Source organism: Bacillus sp. JJ783 (assembly GCF_036963225.1).
Taxonomy (GTDB): Bacteria; Bacillota; Bacilli; order Bacillales; family Bacillaceae_G; genus Bacillus_A; species Bacillus_A cereus_U.
Window position 1 is genome coordinate 1 of record NZ_JBALMG010000141.1, and the last position, 16,686, is coordinate 16,686.

Sequence of the window (16,686 nt, forward strand, 5' to 3'; positions counted from 1 at the left end):
TACTTCTTCTTTCGCTTTTGTTGCTACCTTAGCTTTTGCAACTTCCTGCACTTTTGCTTCTTCTTTTACTTTTGCAACTTTCTGCGTTTTTGCTTCTTCCTTCGCATTTACCGCTTTTTGTACTTTCGCTACTTGCTTCGTTTTCTCTTCAACTTTCTTTTCAATTGGTGCTGTACTTGATAGGAAAGAAACGTTTGCATAAGCTGTTTTTCCTTTATACTCAAATTGTAGCCATCCATCTTTTACTTGATGCGTTGATTCAATTACATCATCTTTTTTCAGTCTACCAAGAATTTCTGATTCTGTGTTTGCTTCAGAACGTACATTTAATAGGTTTGCTGTTACATGATAAATATCTTTTGTATACTCCGAACTTACAAACAATTCTTTACCATTTAAATCAATTTTTGACCATCCTTCTTCAGTATGTATGACTTTTAACTTTTGTCCTTCTTTTACTTTTTCGACAACTTTTGATTCCGTAGTTGGCTTTTCACGTACGTTGAGTACATCTGCTGTTACGATAGTTTCTGCGATAGCAGATGTTGTAAAAGCCCCCAATCCAAAAACTGTTGCTGTTGCTGCGCCAATTAATTTTTTCATAATAGCCTCCATTGCGTTTTTTGGGGTTTTATCAAATGCTTCCATAAAATTAGGTGATTTCACGGAATATCAAAACATTTGCAAAGATACATTGATATCGCTTAATATACCGTTATTAAAACCCTTTACTCCAATAGTATCAAATTCTCCTTTTTAATTCTATACATTATAAATCTACTTATCTTATATAAACGTTTCCTATCCTTCTTCTTTTTACTAAATGGTTGTCGCAATTCCTGCCAGAAATAAACTTACGATTGCTAAAAATTGAGTACCGACTATAGCCCCTCTTAAATGAAACTTGTAATCTTTATATCCCTTCATCCCTTCCGTACAAGGAATAACAACAAATCTCGGAGTAATCCAGCAAAATATAAGCCAATCGATTATTAATAAATCTACTAAATTGAAAATCATTAAAATGCTAAAACTATGTAAATAGGCCTCAATATACAATAGTTTTTCATGTTGATGTAATATATATGTTGAAACGAAAGGAGTACCGAAGAGAATCACATTGTATGCAATACTAAAGTAAATCGTTTGCTTTTTTTCATTAATCGATTTCGGAAAAACTACCTTTTGAATATCTTTTGGATAATCATTTAACCAAAGACGAGGATTATAATATAAAGACCCCAAAATCATTACGGATAGTACAATAGACATGATGACACCAACGTACATTGTTTGCTCTAATTGACTCATAAGTCTCATTCACCCTTTTCTGTAATTCCTATGTAAGTCATTCACTTAATTACATATTGTATGTACGTATACAACCCAAAATTAACAATTATCTTTAACACCCAATCACATTTCTTGCAATGTACATGCAATTTTTATACAGTGAAAGCCTAATTAGTACAGATAGGATTGGTGAAACCTATGAAAATTGAACATATAGCAATTTGGGTAAATGACTTAGAATTAATGCGTACTTTTTATACGAAGTATTTTAATGGCAAAGTAAACTCTTTATATCATAACGAAGCAAAACAATTTGAATCTTATTTTATTACGTTCGAATCTGGAGCAAGGCTTGAACTTATGCGTAAGAAAGGTATAGAAAACGAGCCTAATCTTAATATAACTGGCTATGCACATATGGCTTTCTCTGTTGGCAGTAAGGAACGTGTGAATGAACTGACAAAAACGTTAAAAGAAGCAGGCTATTCTTTATTAAATGGACCACGTTTCACTGGAGATGGCTATTATGAAAGTGTAATAAGCGATCCAGAAGGCAATCAAATAGAAATCACGATTTAACTATCGTTTATCTTTTCTGAAGAACAAATGAAAATTAGTTTGGAGGAATACTATGCATAAGCTATATTTTAATAAATTTGAAGCGACAGACTTCAATTTATATTTCCAGCTCGTATCAAATGAAAAAGTGATGGCACAAATTACGGAACGTACCATTCCGTTAGGCGAGGCGCAAAACGACTATAAAAAATTGTTAAAGCGTAATAAAAAACATAGATTATTCGGCTCCTACAAAGTGTATGACTCTATTACAAATAAATTTATCGGACTTGGACATATAACAGTAAATGAGGCTGATTTTAAAGAAGCAGAACTTGGCTATATGATTTTGCCAGAGCACTGGGGAAAGAGATATGGTAGTTGTATTGCAAAGGAATTAATAAATATAGCGAAGCAGACAGATGTAAGCGTACTAAAAGCAATTATCGATCCGAGCAATATCCCCTCTCGGAAGATTTTACTAAACGTTGGTTTTACATCTGAAAAAGTTTGCGAGATTGATGGATTGCCTGGGGAGATTTTGAGTACATATATTTAACTATATAAAAAAGCAATGCTACATTTGAACTAACCGTAGCATTGCTTTTATCTTTTATTATTATAAAAGCCCATTTTCACTTTAATACGAACTAAATCATTATTTCTTTATCTCGTCTACTACACTTTGAACTAAAGAGATAAGAGCTTTCTTTGTATCCTCATCTGTTATTTTTGCATCATCACTAAATTTAGTGCGCACAGATGGGATTAATAACGAACCATTTTGAACGACAATTGTATCTAGCATACCTAGCGTAAGTAATAATGATTCATGAGCTTTATCCCCTCCAGCAATCGACGGTGAAGCTGTTATAATAGCAACTGGCTTTTTATAAAGTTCCGCTGATGAAACAAGCCATTCTAATGCATTCTTCAAAACTCCTGGAATACTTTTTGCGTACTCTGGTGTACAAATAATAAGTGCATGTGCTTCACTTAATGTCTTTCGAAATTCTTCAACAACAATCGGTGCTCCAACTCGATCTACATCCGGATTAAAATGAGGTAGTTCCCCTATCCCATTATAAATAGTGTAATCTATACCTTCTGGAATAAATGCTGCTAAAGTTTTTAATACGTTTGTGTTGGATGCTCCTTCCCTAATACTTCCTGAAATCGCTATGATTTTTTTGTGTATACTCATATGATCCCCCCTACGAACATCATACTTATGTAGCCATAAAAAAATCAAAAATATTGAACTATTTAACAAGCTGTACATTCATCAATTTTATTTACATAATAATATTATGAGATAGGTTTTTATCTTTCAATAAAATCCGATTACCTTTTTTCATTACTTCACATTTATCCTTTAAATTTAGCACACTATTCAACTACCGAAAATAGCACCTTCTCAAGTTCTTTTTTTGATAATGTACTACCATTTATATATACTTGGTATGCATTTTTCCCTTCTTTTGCAGGAACCACTATTTTCATAGCTCGTACATTGGATTCTTTATATTCCCCATATGTAATATCGTATCCTTTTAATTTATAAGTCTTTATATCTCTAAAATAATGTGGGCCTTTTTCAGTTGCCTGATCAAATGGTTTATCCATATAATCTTTAATATCATCAAATATTCCAGATTGGTGTAGTCTAAACCCTAAATCCACATCTGATGTAGTTTGTCCCTTTTTCACATTACTATCTTCATACCTCATTGTAATAAGAGGTCTTGGTTTTCCTACTGTGGCATCTGCCTTTGCCTCTTCTGAAATAAGAACATGGTCTTTTGGAATATAGCTGGGACGCTTTATTAGAAAACCAGTGATTTCTCCAGCTTGTTCAAATGTATATGTAAAATGTTGATCTATTTTTTCCTCATATTTGTTTAGCTCTTCCATTACCTCACTATCTCTTTTTTCTTCATCAACATTTAAACGACCTATAGCTGTATGTTGTCTTTCTCCGTTCTCTACGACACTAACTTTTTTATAAAAATGATATGTTTCTTGTAATAACTCTACATATTTTTCAAAGTCCTCTTTTGCAAATAAGTTTTTAGCAACTTCTATCCTCTCCATCAATCCTTTATAACCGTCCTCTGACATTCCCATATCTTTTCTCGCTTCTTCTGGTGTACCTATAATTTTATCAATTATTGTTGTACCCGCAAAAGTACCGGTTGGTATAAGAACAGCCGCAGCTACAAAGCCAAGTAATAACTTTTTCTTCATAGAAGCTTTCCCTTTCTTTTTCATTTGTTGGTATTTATGAAAAGAGGTTTGTACTTTATCTTCTAGATTAGGAGAGGGTTCGAGTGTCTCTGCATTTCTTTTCAATTCATTCGTTATATATTTTTCAAAATCCATTTACTTCTCCCTCCCTTATGGCTGGCATATGCTCCATTTCTGTTCTTAATCGTTTTAGTGCTATATGTAATCGAGATTTCACTGTACCAACAGGGATTTGAAGAAGTGCGGCAATTTCATCCAAGCTATATTCATGGAAGTAACGCATAATAACAACTTCACGATGCTTATAAGATAATTTTTGTACAACTTCCACTAATTCACTACGTGTTTCTTTATGTAAAATACCTTCATCCATTATGTAAGACCGATCTTGTTCATACATTTTCTTCTTTTCAAAGATTCGAAATCGTCGCCACGATTTACGGCGCCAATCTTGTACTTGCTTGACAACTAGTCCATGTAACCAAAAACGAAATGAACGGTTCATATCATAATTCGTTACAGACTTCCACATTTTGATGTACACCTCATTAACTATATCGTCTACATCTTGGTGTTGATTCCCTAATAAAAATACTACTGTTCTATAAATATCTTTACTTGTTAATTTATAAATAACTTGAAAGGCTTCTTGGTCTCCAGACTCCATTTTATACAGCCATTCTTTTAATTCTACTTCATCCAAAATTACGTTCCCCTCTCATGATCCTTCACACAATATTCGTCCGTTTCTCACAAAAAGTTCATTTTACATAAAAATTTATTTATTACAATAAAAATATAATATATATTTTACAGAAAGGAGGATTCGTATAATGAACAAAGAAGACAAAATTTATGCAGAAAAGGTATTAAAACATCTCTTCATAGGAGCACAAGTTGATGGATTGCAATTTGGTATTTCTCCAGCAACTATAAAGATTCATTTCACAAATTTTGAAGCTGCAGTTGATTATGATGGGCAATTATATGTCAACATCGAATCGAAATGGTGTTTATTTAATACTCCACCAGAAAAGTACCCTTCTAATGAGGATGAATTTGACGATTATTCCGAGGAAGAAGAATATAATAGAATTTTTAAAATGAGAAGGCAAAAAGTTATAGACGTGCAATTAGGTAAGGAAACTCCACATTTGTTTATCCTACTTGAGAGCGGACAAATCTTGTTTGTAAATGGTTTTCACGACTATTATGAATGTTGGCAAGCTGGGGTCCAATGTGAGGATTGGCTTGTAGTTGCTGCACCAGGTAATGAAATCGCTACCTGGACTCCCGATGAATTTACTAATAAATAAGCTGTCAGAAATCACAATATAAAAAGTATATCTTGCACAAGGGACAACAGATTTACGTAAATCAATTGATGGACTAGCGACTGTTGTAAAAGAAGAATTTGAAATTTAAAATCACCTCGTTTTAATAGGAAAAAGTGGCATTTTTACTATTTCTAATGTTCGCTAATGCTTATTGCGTGATTTGGTTCCATTGCTACACAAACCCCAATACCCACCCTTAGCTTGATGGGCATGTATAGTGCCCCCTATTAGCATCAACGAGAAGGAATAGACCTTGTAAAAAAACATTTATAATTCCACTGATACGCAGAAAAATAAAAAGAGAATAATTCAGAAATTCCCTATGAATCATTCTCTTTTTATTTCCATATTTTAACATGTTGGATATGTCTTAGAACCCAAATAACGTTCTTTTATAAGTTGACGATGATGAAGCTCATGACCAGCAATTATGTTTGCTAATGCAAGAACCGTGACTTCAGAATTGTTCGCAATTCCCCTTTGTAACCAAGCTTCTTTATCTAAACTTTTAAGCAAATACATAGTAGATTGGCGAACAACTGTTAAATTCTCAAGAAGATCTTGCATAGATTGCTTATCAAAAGCTGCTCTAAGAACATACATATCATCGTTATATCCAGGAAGTTCTGCTGTCTCGCCTCTTGCTATGGAAAGCAATCGATACGCCATAATACGCTCAGTATCCGCAATATGACCGATTACTTCTTTGATACTCCATTTATTAGGAGCATATCTAAAATGTCCCTCACTATCAGAAATATCCTTCAATAAAAGATTCGTTTCCTTCATTTGTTGCTCTAGAATATGTATGATATCTCCATCTGGTATTAAGTTTATGTACGTTGAATAATACGGGTTATATTCATTTGCTTCTGGTCTCTTTTGCATGCTTATCATCCTTTTTATTTTATCCTTATATACAACTTACCATAAATTATTATCATATTAATCAAAAAATTTAAATTTCAAAACAAAAAGTCCCCATCCTATAGGATTACATTAACAAAGCGGCTTATCCCCCAGCTTCCAACTAAACCATTTCCCATGTCCTTCCGTTTCACCAACAGTTTCACAATATTCGTTTCCGTTAATATAATAATCAATATGAAGGTCCCGGTCCCACATGTTGTTATATAGGTGGAATACATCACGTTTTGCACCAATTTCTTTAATTTGTTTTTCTAGCGTATGTTTTACATTTTCAGGTATTTGGTTTGCTACATGTGTATGGAAAATACAAATAACAGCATCTTCCCTTATTTGATCTACAATGGATGGTAAAAGCACTACACCATCTCCTTCAATTAATTGCACTGATTGTTCTTTTACAAGTTCTGCTGCTTGATCGAATAGTACCAGTCTTTCTTTATGTTCTGGCCAAATAAGCGCTCGTAACCATAAATAGTCTTCGTCATCATTTAAATCGTTCACGTGTAAATCTAGTCCGATTCTTTCTACGACAGGTGGACTTTGTTTTAGCAAATACGGCATATTATCCCCTCTTATTTCAGAGGTTAAATGAACATTCGATTGTGTATTTCCATACACTTCTTCCATTCCATATGAATAACGATATTGATCCCAAAATAGTTGTAATCCAGAACTTGTACCAATTTCTATTAACGCTAACGGTTTGTTCACTTTATTAAATATGTAACAGAAACTTGGATACAAATAGGCACATCGTCTTACTTCATTCGTTTGAACAAGTTTCGTTTGTAATAAAGTAATTATTTCTTCACGATATACATGGCAAAAATCTTTAAATTGATGAAAGGCATTTTCAAAGTTTGTATCAGTACCAGCATCTTCAACTAAACTATAATAATACCTTTTTAAACTGTGTTCTTTTCCTTTTAATAATAAATAATGGACCGCACCTAATAATAAGTTCGGAACCGGTTGACCAGGTTGTGCGTAGGCAGCTAACGTAAGAACTTCCTCATCTTCAAAAATTTTTATTGATAAGTATTCGTATAAAGGACTCGATCCTTTACATTCATTCTCAGAAAAATCCCGAAATAAATTTGCTATTTGTTCTTTTTTAAGCATTGGTATCCCTCCTGTTTTATTTTCAGAATAACCTTACCATTATTTTGTTATTTACTCTATTTTTTTCAAATTAGATGTAATAAAAACAGATTCTTACAAATTCCCAAAGATTAAAACTTAAAAATAAAAGTATTAGTAAGTTTTTTTGAGATAACATCAAACTGGAATTCTTCTCCAAATTCCGCTTTACTACTATGCTTTTTACCCTTATGACAGAAGAATTCTATGAAATAAAACGTTAAATAGTTTAAAATTATCAGATAACACTAGATATTTTAGTCTATTAATTATTATAATAGACTATGAGATGGTTATATAATTGAGACAAAAAAGGTAAATACCTAGGTGGGGCCTAGGCGGTGTTTTCTTTTTACGGCTTAGATATAAAAACACCTACTCTTTTTTGCCAATATAGGGGATGGAGAGATTATCATGAGCAACATGCAGCAAAAAACAGACGTTATCTTAATTGGCGCAGGAATTATGAGCGCAACGTTAGGATCATTACTTAAAGAATTGGCACCTGAATGGGAAATTAAAGTATTTGAAAAACTCGCTAATGCCGGAGAAGAAAGTTCTAACGAATGGAATAATGCTGGTACAGGACATTCTGCGCTATGTGAGCTTAACTATACATCCGAAAAATCTGACGGGTCTATAGATATTGGTAAAGCTGTAAAAGTAAATGAGCAATTTCAACTTTCAAGACAATTTTGGGCGTATCTTGTTAAGAGAAACTTAATTCGTAATCCACAAGATTTTATTATGCCACTACCTCATATGAGTTTGGTGCAAGGAGAAAAAAATGTAGAGTTTCTAAAAAATCGTTTTGAAGCGCTTTCAAAAAATCCTCTATTCCAAGGGATGGAATTTTCTGATGCACCTGACACATTAAAAAAATGGCTTCCACTCATTATGGAAGGCCGTACTTCTAATGAACCGGTGGCTGCAACGAAAATTGACTCTGGAACAGATGTTAACTTTGGTGCGTTAACGCGCATGTTGTTTGATTACTTAAAAACTAAAAATGTCGAGCTAAACTACAAACATAGTGTTGAAAATATTAAACGTACGAAGAACGGTTTGTGGGAAGTAAAAGTACACGATATGAATAGTGGTAAAATCGAACACCATACTGCAAAATTCGTCTTTATCGGCGGCGGTGGCGGTAGTCTACCTCTACTACAAAAGACTGGTATTCCTGAATCAAAACATATCGGCGGATTCCCAGTAAGTGGACTATTTATGGTATGTAAAAACCAAAAAGTTGTAGAGCAGCATCATGCAAAAGTATACGGAAAAGCTAAAGTGGGTGCTCCGCCAATGTCTGTACCTCACCTTGATACAAGATATATAGACAACAAAAAAGCTTTACTGTTTGGACCGTTTGCAGGTTTCTCGCCTAAGTTCTTAAAAACTGGCTCAAACCTTGATTTAATTGGTTCTGTAAAACCGAATAACGTCTTAACGATGTTAGCAGCCGGTGTAAAAGAAATGGGATTAACAAAATACTTAATCCAACAAGTTATGTTATCACACGAAAAGCGTATGGAAGAATTACGTGAGTTTATTCCGAACGCTAAAAGTGAAGATTGGGATACTGTCGTTGCTGGACAACGTGTGCAAGTAATTAAAGATACTGATGCAGGTGGTAAAGGAACACTTCAATTTGGTACAGAAGTTGTTAGTGCAAATGACGGATCAATCGCTGCGTTACTTGGCGCTTCTCCAGGTGCTTCTACTGCGGTTCACGTTATGCTTGAAGTATTAGAAAAATGCTTCCCAGAACGTATACTAGCATGGGAGCCAAAAATAAAAGAAATGATCCCTTCTTATGGCGTATCACTAACGGAAAATCCAAGACTGTTCCAAGAGCTTCACGCTTCAACAGGACGCACACTTGGGTTAAATGAAAAAGAAGCTGTTCACAATTAATGAATAGATTAAAAAAACGACATAATAAAAACGTCCGATATATTCGGACGTTTTTATTTTCTACTAGAAATTATACTTATCGATATTATCTTTCGTAAATACAACTCGTTCAGGTAATACGATAATACCATTTCCTTCTGCCTCATAGTCATACCCTTGAATAGAGTTCGGCTCTACTTTCACTTTTCCGATTCCTTTTACTTCAAAGCTATCCCCGACTTTTAACTTCTTCCCTTTTACAACAATTTCATTTGCAACATAAGTTGCTAGTGCACCTTGTTGTTTTACATCCCATAATCCAAATTGTTGTACTGTTCCTCGTTTCACATAATCACGCATAACGTTCGGTGTCGAAAACCCCGTTACGACTACTTTCTTATCCATTTTCAAATTCTCAGCTGCTTGTGCCATTGCTGGTAGTGCTGTTGCATCTGGACATATTACTGCGTTAATATCTGGATAAGTTTTTAAAATACTCTCTCCAACTGATAAAGATTTTTGCGCATTATTTTCACCGTATTGCGTCGTTACAATTTCCCAATTCGGATATTTCTCTTTAATAATCTCTTTCGCCTTCGTTACCCACTGATTTTGATCTGTTACAGTCGGGCTTGAATAAAAGAATGCTACTTTTCCTTTATCTCCAATTTGCTTAGAAGTCATTTCAATTAATAAGTTTGCAAGTTGGTCTGGTGTACCTTGGCTAATATAAAACGAACGGTCTTTCGGATTCACATCAGAATCCCACGTTAATACTGTCATCCCTTTTTTCTTTGCACGTTGTAATGATTGCGAGAGACCATCAACTGACGTAGATGAAACCATAATTGCATCATAGTTTTGGTTAATAAAATTGTTTATATATTTTACTTGCCCTGATACACTTGCCTCAGACGGTCCATCGTACTTCACTTGTACACCTAACTTATCTCCCATCTCTTTTGCACCTTCACCACCTGATGTGAAGAAGCCAACTCCCGTTAATTTCGGAATGAACGCAAATTTTACATCATCTGCTTTTTTCTTATCCGCAGTTTGGCTAGAACAAGCAATTAAACCGATTAAACAAATACACATAATAATAACAATCCCCAGTTTTCTCTTCATGACATTTCCCCCTTATGCAAATTCCTTCTTTTCCCCGTAGTGAATCGTTGTAATTTGAAATGTCTCATAATAACAGAAACAATAAGGATAATACCTATTACTACATTAGATTGTTCATTCGTTAAGCCCGTCATTTGCAAACCGTACTGCATGAGTCCTATAAAAACACTCGCTAGTACTGTCCCAATAATACTCCCTTTTCCGCCTGTAATTAGTGTGCCGCCTAATACAACTGCCGTAATAACTGGCAAAATGGTTTCACTTCCAATATCAGCACGAGCAGAACCGAAATACGCTGTTAAGAAAGCTCCTCCTAATCCACCTCCTAACCCAGAAAGTACGTAAGCAGTAATCACTACTTTCTTCGTTCGAATTCCGGAATATTTCGCCGTACTTTCATTTGCGCCAGTTAATTTTGCGTGGCGACCGTATGTTGTACGGTGAAACAATATCGTAAATACTATCGTTAAAATGACAAGGAGCCATAATAAATTAGGTATACCGATAAAACTACCATTTGCCAGTTGCACATACGAATCTGGTAAACCACTTATTCCTTCATAGCCCGCTGCACCCGAACCACCTGAAATAACAAGGGCGATTCCTGCATATAAAAACATCGTTCCAAGTGTAACGACAAGAGGTTCTACATCTGTCATTTTTATAATAAGTCCATTTAATCCGCCCGCTATGCAACTTATTACGAGCGCAATGATAACAGCTAACAGTATAGGCATGCCATTCATCCAAAGTACTCCGATAAGAATCGAAGTAAGCCCCATAATAGATCCTACTGAAACATCAATTCCGCCAGTTACAATGACAAATGTCATCGGAATAGCCGCGATTGAAATAATGAGGAAATCGTTCATACTAAAAAGGAGGTTACTAATGTTTAAGAAATCACTATTTATGAAACTAAAGAGAATGAATTCTACGAGAAGCAATATGAGAAGAACCCCTTCCCATCTATACAAGCTACGTATTCCCCTCATAGATTCACCCTCCTTTCTTCTAATTGCCGGAGTTTCTTCCATTTTTTTAAGACACTATCTAATATAATGATGAGTAAAAGTAAAAATCCTGAAATAGCACTATTCCAAAATGCAGGTATTTTTAAAAAGACGAGTGAACTGCTTATCACTTCTAAGAAGAATGCACCTAATGCCGCTCCAAATATAGAACCTGTTCCTCCTTTTAAATGAATACCACCTAAAACAGCAGCAGCGATAACTTGCAATTCTATCCCTGTACCTGTTTGATTTGGAACGAATCCAATATTCATTACGAATATACATCCAGCGAACCCAGCGCTTATGCCTGATATGATAAACGCGTATATTTTCACTTTATCTACATGTATTCCAATAAGCCTTGCACCATCTTCATTATCACCGACCGCATAAAAATATCTTCCAATTTGAACTTTCATTAAAAAGAAATATAGCAGCAGTAATATGATAAGAACGGTCCATACCGTTATCGGAATCCCTAACATCATAATAGAAGAAATTTGTTTATACTCATTCGGAATATCTTCAATCCACTTTCCGCCCGTAAATATTAACATTACGCCTCTAATAATCCCGAGCATTCCTAATGTCATAATGATAGCTGGCACCCTAAATTTCGTAACGCCAATTCCGTTTACCATACCAATAAGGGCACTAAGTATAATTGCCGCAAATATTGAAATAAAGGCACTGTATCCATCTGTTAACAACATCCCGCAAACCGCAGCGCTTAATCCCATAATAGATCCTACTGATACATCTATATTTTTCGTAAACAATACGAAAGATTGACCAATTGCCAAAACAACTAAAATAACGCTTGATTTCATAATTAAAGATAAAGAGCTAAACTGAACAAAACTAGGGTTCATTACTCCAACGAAGGCTATGTAAAGAAGTAATAAAATAATAATAGACGTCTCATGCATTTTAAATAAACGGTTCACTCCGTTACACCTCCCTTTCCTCCGTACGCAAGGCGTGTAACTTCATCAATACAAATTTCCTTCTTCTCCAAATGAGAGACGAATTCTCCGTTTCTCATCACATAAACACGATTCGCTAATTGAACGATTTCTTCCATATCTGAAGAAATTAATATGATCGCAAGTCCCTTTCTCTTCAAACTTTGTATCGTTTCGTATACTTCTAATCTTGCTTTCGCATCAATACCACGGGTCGGTTCATCAAGAATAATCACTTTCGGATTACATGCAAGATATTTCGCTAACACGACCTTCTGTTGGTTCCCACCTGATAAAGACGTCATTTTCTCATTCATATGAGGGACAACAATTCTAAACTGTTTTATATACAACTCTGATAAAGCGCTTTCTTTTTTGTTATTTAAAAAGAAGCTACTCATACTGTTTAAGGATGCAGCTGTTATATTTTCTTTCACAGACGCAATTGAAAAAATGCCATTCCCTGCCCGGTCCTCCGGTACATACACCATACCTTCCTTTATTCGCTTATGTACCGAATACTTCGTAATGGATTTTCCCTCTAATAAAACAGAACCTGATTTCAAAGGCATTAATCCAAATATTGATTCAGCTAATTCAGTCCTACCTGATCCGACGATACCTGCAATCCCGACAACTTCTCCAGCGTGTACAGTTAATGATACATTTTGAAACGCATAACTAGACGCATTCGTGACATCTAATACTTTTTCCGAATGCTCTATTTCTTCTTGCGTGATTTCTTTCTTCTCCTCAAGTTTATAACCTTTCGGTAATAACCCCTCCATTAGCATGTCATATGTATAGCTTGATACATCCCCTTGACTTACAATCATTCCGTCACGCAAAATTGCTACTTTATTCGCAATTTCAAAGATTTCTGGAAAACGATGCGTAATGTAAATCATGCCAATTCCTTTTTCTTTTAAACTTTTCATCAACACAAAAAGACTCTTAATTTCGTGAGTTGTTAATGTCGATGTTGGCTCATCTAAAATAAGAATCTCAGCTTCTCTTATTAATCCCCTCAATATTTCTACTAATTGTTGCTGGGCAATGGATAACGATAACCCTAGCTCATGAAGTTGAATGTTCCAACCTAAGCCTTCTAGCAACTTATTAATTTTATTTCGAAGTTCTTTCTTTTTCGCTTTCATTCCGATACAAATGTTCTCTTCAATTGTCATATGCGGAAAGATGAGTGGCTCTTGTGGTATTAAATATATGCCATGTTGATGTGCTTCTGCTGTGTTTGAAAATTGTTGTATTTCTCCTTTCACAAACATATTGCCAGCATCGTATGAATACAAACCCGTTAATATTTTCATTAATGTTGATTTCCCGGCACCATTTCCTCCGACTAAAGCGTATACATCTCCACGCTCTAATTGTAAATTGACTTCTTTTAATACGAGTTGATCTGAAAAAGATTTACTCATTTTTGTAACTTCTAATAAGGGCACGTTCTCCACATGTTGTCACCTGCCTTTATGCAGAACATTTTTTGAGAAAATGATTTTTTGTTCTACTTGTTTTGTAGCATTGTATATTTCTTTTTTCATATCTAGAACACTTTTTTCACCGGACTATTTATCGCTTCAACTGGAATAAACAAAATAACGAACACATATGTTTAAGCAGTGGTCAATTGTTGAAAGGGATGAAGAGTATGTCACAGCTGAACTTTGAAGACAATTTGTTAACAAAAGTAGCTTGGTACTATTATAAAGATCAATTAACCCAGCAAGAAATTGCTTCACTTCTTCACATTTCAAGAAATAAAGTCGTTCGGTTGTTAGATAAAGCACGGACGGAAGGTGTCGTCACATTTCACGTAAAAGGTACTGGATTGCACTGTTTAAGCATTGAACGTGACCTTATGAAAAAATTCCATCTAAAAGATGCTTTCGTTATTCCAACGCCAACTGAGGATTATGCATTTTCACTCGGAAAAGCTGCCGCACAATATTTAGAAACTCATCTGCAACAAGGGGATTTACTTGGGATTGGCTGGGGAGAGACGATAAGTAAAATGCTAGAAAACATTCATTTTGATAGCTCTATGAATCTTTCAATCGTTACTCTTACAGGAGGTGTAAATCACTATATTCCAAGAAACCAAAGCTATTTAAACTACATGCAAGGCGATCTTCATATTATTCCTACCCCTTTTCTTACATCTACAAACGAAATGACGCAAATTATTCTATCTGAACCGAGCGTGAAAGATATGCTTCACGTCGCTTCACTCGCTCATACAGCAGTAGTTGGCATTGGAAGCTTATCTCAAGACGCCACAATTGTGAAAGAAGAAAAACTAACGCTACGTGAAATGACTTATATACGTAGTCAAAACGGGGCCGGAGATATTTTAGGGCAATTTTATAATACTAACGGAAAACAATTAGAACTTCCTCATCATAATCGTCTTATCGGCACACCACTCTCTGTTCTTCAAAATATGAAACATGTCGTTGGTGTAGCTGGCGGTACGGAAAAGATAGATGCAATTTACGGCGCCTTAAAAGGAAAGTTCGTTCATACATTAATTACGGATGAAGAAACTGCCCTCTCCTTATTAAGAAAGGAAGGTGACTCTTAATGTCTACTCTATTAGCTTACGACGCTGGTACAGGGAGCATTCGAGCAGTTCTTTTTGATTTAAACGGTAATCAACTTGCCGTTAGTCAAAAAGAGTGGGTTCATAAATCAGATAGTCGCTACCCTGGTTCTATGAATTTTGATGTAACGGAAAACTGGCAGCTCGTTCAAAAATGTACGAAAGAGGTTTTTCAAAAAAGTAATACGCCCCCCTCTTCTATTAAAGGTATTAGTGCAACGAGTATGCGTGAAGGCTTTGTTTTATACGATAAAAACGGGCAAGAAATATGGGCTTGTGCAAATGTTGATGGCCGCGCGTCAGCGGAAGTTAGTGAACTAAAACAAATTCGTTCCGAAATTGAAGAAGGTTTATATAGAAAATCAGGTCAAACTTTTTCGTTAGGTGCTTTGCCTCGCTTACTTTGGATTAAAAAACATGAACCAGACGTGTACAGAAACATACATTCTTTCACGATGTTAAACGATTGGATTTTATATAAGTTGTGTGGCACGCTGCAAATTGATTCTTCAAATGGATGTACGTCCGGTATATTTGATTTACAAAATAGAGCTTGGGATAACTGGGTTGCTGAGCAATGCGGTCTTACTCTAGCCTTTTCTCCAAAAGTAAATGAAGCTGGTACAGTTATCGGGAATATCACAAAACGAAGTGCTGAATTAACAGGATTACATGAAGGAACACCGGTCGTTGCTGGCGGCGGAGATGCACAAATGGCATCGCTCGGAACTGGAGTTGTAAAGCCTGAACAAACATTTATATGCGGGGGCAGTTTTTGGCAACAAGAAGTAAATATTACAAAACCAGAAACTGATCCAAATGCGGCGATTCGTGTAAATTGCCACGTCATCCCTAACCTATGGCAATACGAAACAATCGCTTTCTTCCCTGGCCTTGTTATGAGATGGTTTCGAGATGCTTTTTGCCAAGAAGAAAAAAGGCTCGCTGAAAAACTCGGTGTAGATGCTTATGAATTACTAGAAGAACAAGCAAAAGAAGTACCTGTAGGTTCACATGGCATAATCCCCACTTTTTCAAATGTAATGAATTATATTTCTTGGCGACATGCTGCACCATCCTTTTTAAATTTAAGTTTAGATGCTGAAAAATGCGGTAAGAAAGAAATGTTCCGCGCAATTGAAGAGAATGCCGCCTTCGTTACACTCGGCAACTTGAAATTAATAGAAGCTCTCACAGGTAATTTCCCTTCTGAAGTAACCTTTGCTGGCGGCGCTGCTAAAGGTAACCTTTGGCCACAAATACTAGCAGATGTCCTCGGAATCCCTGTTAAAGTACCCGTTGTAAAAGAAGCCGCTGCTTTAGGTACGGCAATTGCCGCTGGAGTTGGCGTAGGCATTTTTGAATCGATGGAAGAAACTGCCGAACAATTTGTACAGTGGGAAAACACATTTAAGCCAAACGCTGAAAATCATGAGCTTTATAAAGGATTCTATGAAACATGGAAAACAGTGTATGCTAGCCAACTTTCTTTAGCTGATAAAGGCCTTACATCACATATGTGGATTGCCCCAGGTGCGCTGTAACACATTACATAAAGG

The 16,686-nt window shown here is 35.5% G+C and carries 17 protein-coding genes and 1 pseudogene; 7 read left to right on the forward strand and 11 right to left on the reverse strand.

Features of this window, described 5'->3' with window-relative positions; all coding sequences use genetic code 11:
* Together V7038_RS24680 and V7038_RS24685 are read right to left on the reverse strand one after the other, a co-directional pair.
* Nucleotides 1-603 (reverse strand): SH3 domain-containing protein (locus V7038_RS24680; RefSeq protein ID WP_335695782.1); only part of this gene is annotated, 603 nt, incomplete at its 3' end.
* Between the two features lie 216 nt (nt 604-819).
* On the reverse strand, nt 820-1,311 hold the full coding sequence (locus tag V7038_RS24685) for a hypothetical protein (RefSeq protein ID WP_002110474.1): 492 nt from the start codon (nt 1,309-1,311) through the stop codon (nt 820-822).
* Nucleotides 1,312-1,491: 180 nt separating this feature from the next.
* Here V7038_RS24685 and V7038_RS24690 point away from each other — a divergent pair, with 180 nt between their 5' ends.
* Both V7038_RS24690 and V7038_RS24695 read left to right on the forward strand, forming a co-directional pair.
* Nucleotides 1,492-1,872 (forward strand): VOC family protein, encoded by a 381-nt coding sequence (locus V7038_RS24690; RefSeq protein WP_002110475.1) that lies wholly within the window; start codon nt 1,492-1,494, stop codon nt 1,870-1,872.
* 52 nt (nt 1,873-1,924) lie between these two features.
* The gene (locus V7038_RS24695; protein WP_002110476.1) at nt 1,925-2,410 is read left to right on the forward strand and encodes a GNAT family N-acetyltransferase; all 486 of its coding nucleotides are present in this window, start codon (nt 1,925-1,927) and stop codon (nt 2,408-2,410) included.
* A 99-nt stretch (nt 2,411-2,509) separates the two neighbouring features.
* Here the strand turns inward: V7038_RS24695 and V7038_RS24700 are convergent, their stop codons facing one another.
* The 3 genes from V7038_RS24700 to V7038_RS24710 form a co-directional block, all read right to left on the reverse strand.
* Complete coding sequence (locus V7038_RS24700; protein WP_070170281.1) at nt 2,510-3,055, reverse strand: NADPH-dependent FMN reductase; 546 nt, start codon at nt 3,053-3,055, stop codon at nt 2,510-2,512.
* Between the two features lie 185 nt (nt 3,056-3,240).
* Nucleotides 3,241-4,233 (reverse strand): hypothetical protein, encoded by a 993-nt coding sequence (locus V7038_RS24705; protein ID WP_335695783.1) that lies wholly within the window; start codon nt 4,231-4,233, stop codon nt 3,241-3,243.
* On the reverse strand, nt 4,223-4,801 hold the full coding sequence (locus V7038_RS24710) for a sigma-70 family RNA polymerase sigma factor (RefSeq protein WP_002110482.1): 579 nt from the start codon (nt 4,799-4,801) through the stop codon (nt 4,223-4,225). The genes V7038_RS24705 and V7038_RS24710 overlap by 11 nt, the downstream gene beginning before the upstream one ends.
* Nucleotides 4,802-4,931: 130 nt before the next feature.
* Between V7038_RS24710 and V7038_RS24715 the strand changes: the two genes are divergently transcribed.
* Together V7038_RS24715 and V7038_RS29620 are read left to right on the forward strand one after the other, a co-directional pair.
* Nucleotides 4,932-5,414: a hypothetical protein gene (locus tag V7038_RS24715; RefSeq protein ID WP_335695784.1), complete on the forward strand. Its 483-nt coding sequence runs from the start codon at nt 4,932-4,934 to the stop codon at nt 5,412-5,414.
* Nucleotides 5,415-5,448: 34 nt separating this feature from the next.
* Nucleotides 5,449-5,523 (forward strand): annotated as a pseudogene (locus tag V7038_RS29620) (hypothetical protein); the annotation flags it as partial.
* Between the two features lie 263 nt (nt 5,524-5,786).
* On the opposite strand, the gene V7038_RS24720 reads toward V7038_RS29620, so the two are convergent.
* Both V7038_RS24720 and V7038_RS24725 read right to left on the reverse strand, forming a co-directional pair.
* Entirely contained in the window at nt 5,787-6,323 is a 537-nt protein-coding gene (locus V7038_RS24720; RefSeq protein ID WP_335695785.1) for a DinB family protein, read from the reverse strand.
* Between the two features lie 111 nt (nt 6,324-6,434).
* Complete coding sequence (locus V7038_RS24725; RefSeq protein WP_002110485.1) at nt 6,435-7,487, reverse strand: DUF2332 domain-containing protein; 1,053 nt, start codon at nt 7,485-7,487, stop codon at nt 6,435-6,437.
* Nucleotides 7,488-7,919: 432 nt separating this feature from the next.
* Between V7038_RS24725 and V7038_RS24730 the strand changes: the two genes are divergently transcribed.
* Complete coding sequence (locus V7038_RS24730) at nt 7,920-9,422, forward strand: malate:quinone oxidoreductase (protein WP_002110486.1); 1,503 nt, start codon at nt 7,920-7,922, stop codon at nt 9,420-9,422.
* Nucleotides 9,423-9,485: 63 nt separating this feature from the next.
* On the opposite strand, the gene lsrB is transcribed toward V7038_RS24730, so the two are convergent.
* From lsrB to V7038_RS24750, 4 genes are read right to left on the reverse strand one after another with little or no spacing between them, the layout of a single operon-like run.
* The gene (lsrB, locus tag V7038_RS24735; RefSeq protein WP_002110487.1) at nt 9,486-10,529 is read right to left on the reverse strand and encodes an autoinducer 2 ABC transporter substrate-binding protein LsrB; all 1,044 of its coding nucleotides are present in this window, start codon (nt 10,527-10,529) and stop codon (nt 9,486-9,488) included.
* Nucleotides 10,526-11,524, reverse strand: a complete 999-nt coding sequence (locus tag V7038_RS24740; protein ID WP_002110489.1) for an ABC transporter permease — start codon at nt 11,522-11,524, stop codon at nt 10,526-10,528. Before V7038_RS24740 ends, lsrB begins: the two co-directional genes overlap by 4 nt.
* On the reverse strand, nt 11,521-12,489 hold the full coding sequence (locus tag V7038_RS24745; RefSeq protein ID WP_002110490.1) for an ABC transporter permease subunit: 969 nt from the start codon (nt 12,487-12,489) through the stop codon (nt 11,521-11,523). The genes V7038_RS24740 and V7038_RS24745 overlap by 4 nt, the downstream gene beginning before the upstream one ends.
* On the reverse strand, nt 12,486-13,979 hold the full coding sequence (locus V7038_RS24750; RefSeq protein ID WP_199692885.1) for a sugar ABC transporter ATP-binding protein: 1,494 nt from the start codon (nt 13,977-13,979) through the stop codon (nt 12,486-12,488). Before V7038_RS24750 ends, V7038_RS24745 begins: the two co-directional genes overlap by 4 nt.
* A 197-nt stretch (nt 13,980-14,176) precedes the next feature.
* Here V7038_RS24750 and V7038_RS24755 point away from each other — a divergent pair, with 197 nt between their 5' ends.
* On the forward strand, nt 14,177-15,109 hold the full coding sequence (locus V7038_RS24755; protein WP_335695786.1) for a sugar-binding transcriptional regulator: 933 nt from the start codon (nt 14,177-14,179) through the stop codon (nt 15,107-15,109).
* Nucleotides 15,109-16,671 (forward strand): autoinducer-2 kinase, encoded by a 1,563-nt coding sequence (gene lsrK / locus V7038_RS24760; RefSeq protein WP_335695787.1) that lies wholly within the window; start codon nt 15,109-15,111, stop codon nt 16,669-16,671. Before V7038_RS24755 ends, lsrK begins: the two co-directional genes overlap by 1 nt.
* The last annotated feature ends 15 nt before the right edge of the window (nt 16,672-16,686 follow it).

What these genes read in the sequence shown, in the direction of transcription:
- V7038_RS24715 (WP_335695784.1), top strand. Translation starts at nt 4,932, where the DNA reads ATGAACAAAGAAGACAAAATTTATGCAGAAAAGGTATTAAAACATCTC.
- V7038_RS24720 (WP_335695785.1), bottom strand. Translation starts at nt 6,323, where the DNA reads ATGCAAAAGAGACCAGAAGCAAATGAATATAACCCGTATTATTCAACG.
- V7038_RS24755 (WP_335695786.1), top strand. Translation starts at nt 14,177, where the DNA reads ATGTCACAGCTGAACTTTGAAGACAATTTGTTAACAAAAGTAGCTTGG.
- V7038_RS24695 (WP_002110476.1), top strand. Translation starts at nt 1,925, where the DNA reads ATGCATAAGCTATATTTTAATAAATTTGAAGCGACAGACTTCAATTTA.
- lsrB (WP_002110487.1), bottom strand. Translation starts at nt 10,529, where the DNA reads ATGAAGAGAAAACTGGGGATTGTTATTATTATGTGTATTTGTTTAATC.
- V7038_RS24685 (WP_002110474.1), bottom strand. Translation starts at nt 1,311, where the DNA reads ATGAGTCAATTAGAGCAAACAATGTACGTTGGTGTCATCATGTCTATT.
- V7038_RS24690 (WP_002110475.1), top strand. Translation starts at nt 1,492, where the DNA reads ATGAAAATTGAACATATAGCAATTTGGGTAAATGACTTAGAATTAATG.
- V7038_RS24705 (WP_335695783.1), bottom strand. Translation starts at nt 4,233, where the DNA reads ATGGATTTTGAAAAATATATAACGAATGAATTGAAAAGAAATGCAGAG.
- V7038_RS24700 (WP_070170281.1), bottom strand. Translation starts at nt 3,055, where the DNA reads ATGAGTATACACAAAAAAATCATAGCGATTTCAGGAAGTATTAGGGAA.
- V7038_RS24740 (WP_002110489.1), bottom strand. Translation starts at nt 11,524, where the DNA reads ATGAGGGGAATACGTAGCTTGTATAGATGGGAAGGGGTTCTTCTCATA.
- V7038_RS24730 (WP_002110486.1), top strand. Translation starts at nt 7,920, where the DNA reads ATGAGCAACATGCAGCAAAAAACAGACGTTATCTTAATTGGCGCAGGA.
- lsrK (WP_335695787.1), top strand. Translation starts at nt 15,109, where the DNA reads ATGTCTACTCTATTAGCTTACGACGCTGGTACAGGGAGCATTCGAGCA.
- V7038_RS24725 (WP_002110485.1), bottom strand. Translation starts at nt 7,487, where the DNA reads ATGCTTAAAAAAGAACAAATAGCAAATTTATTTCGGGATTTTTCTGAG.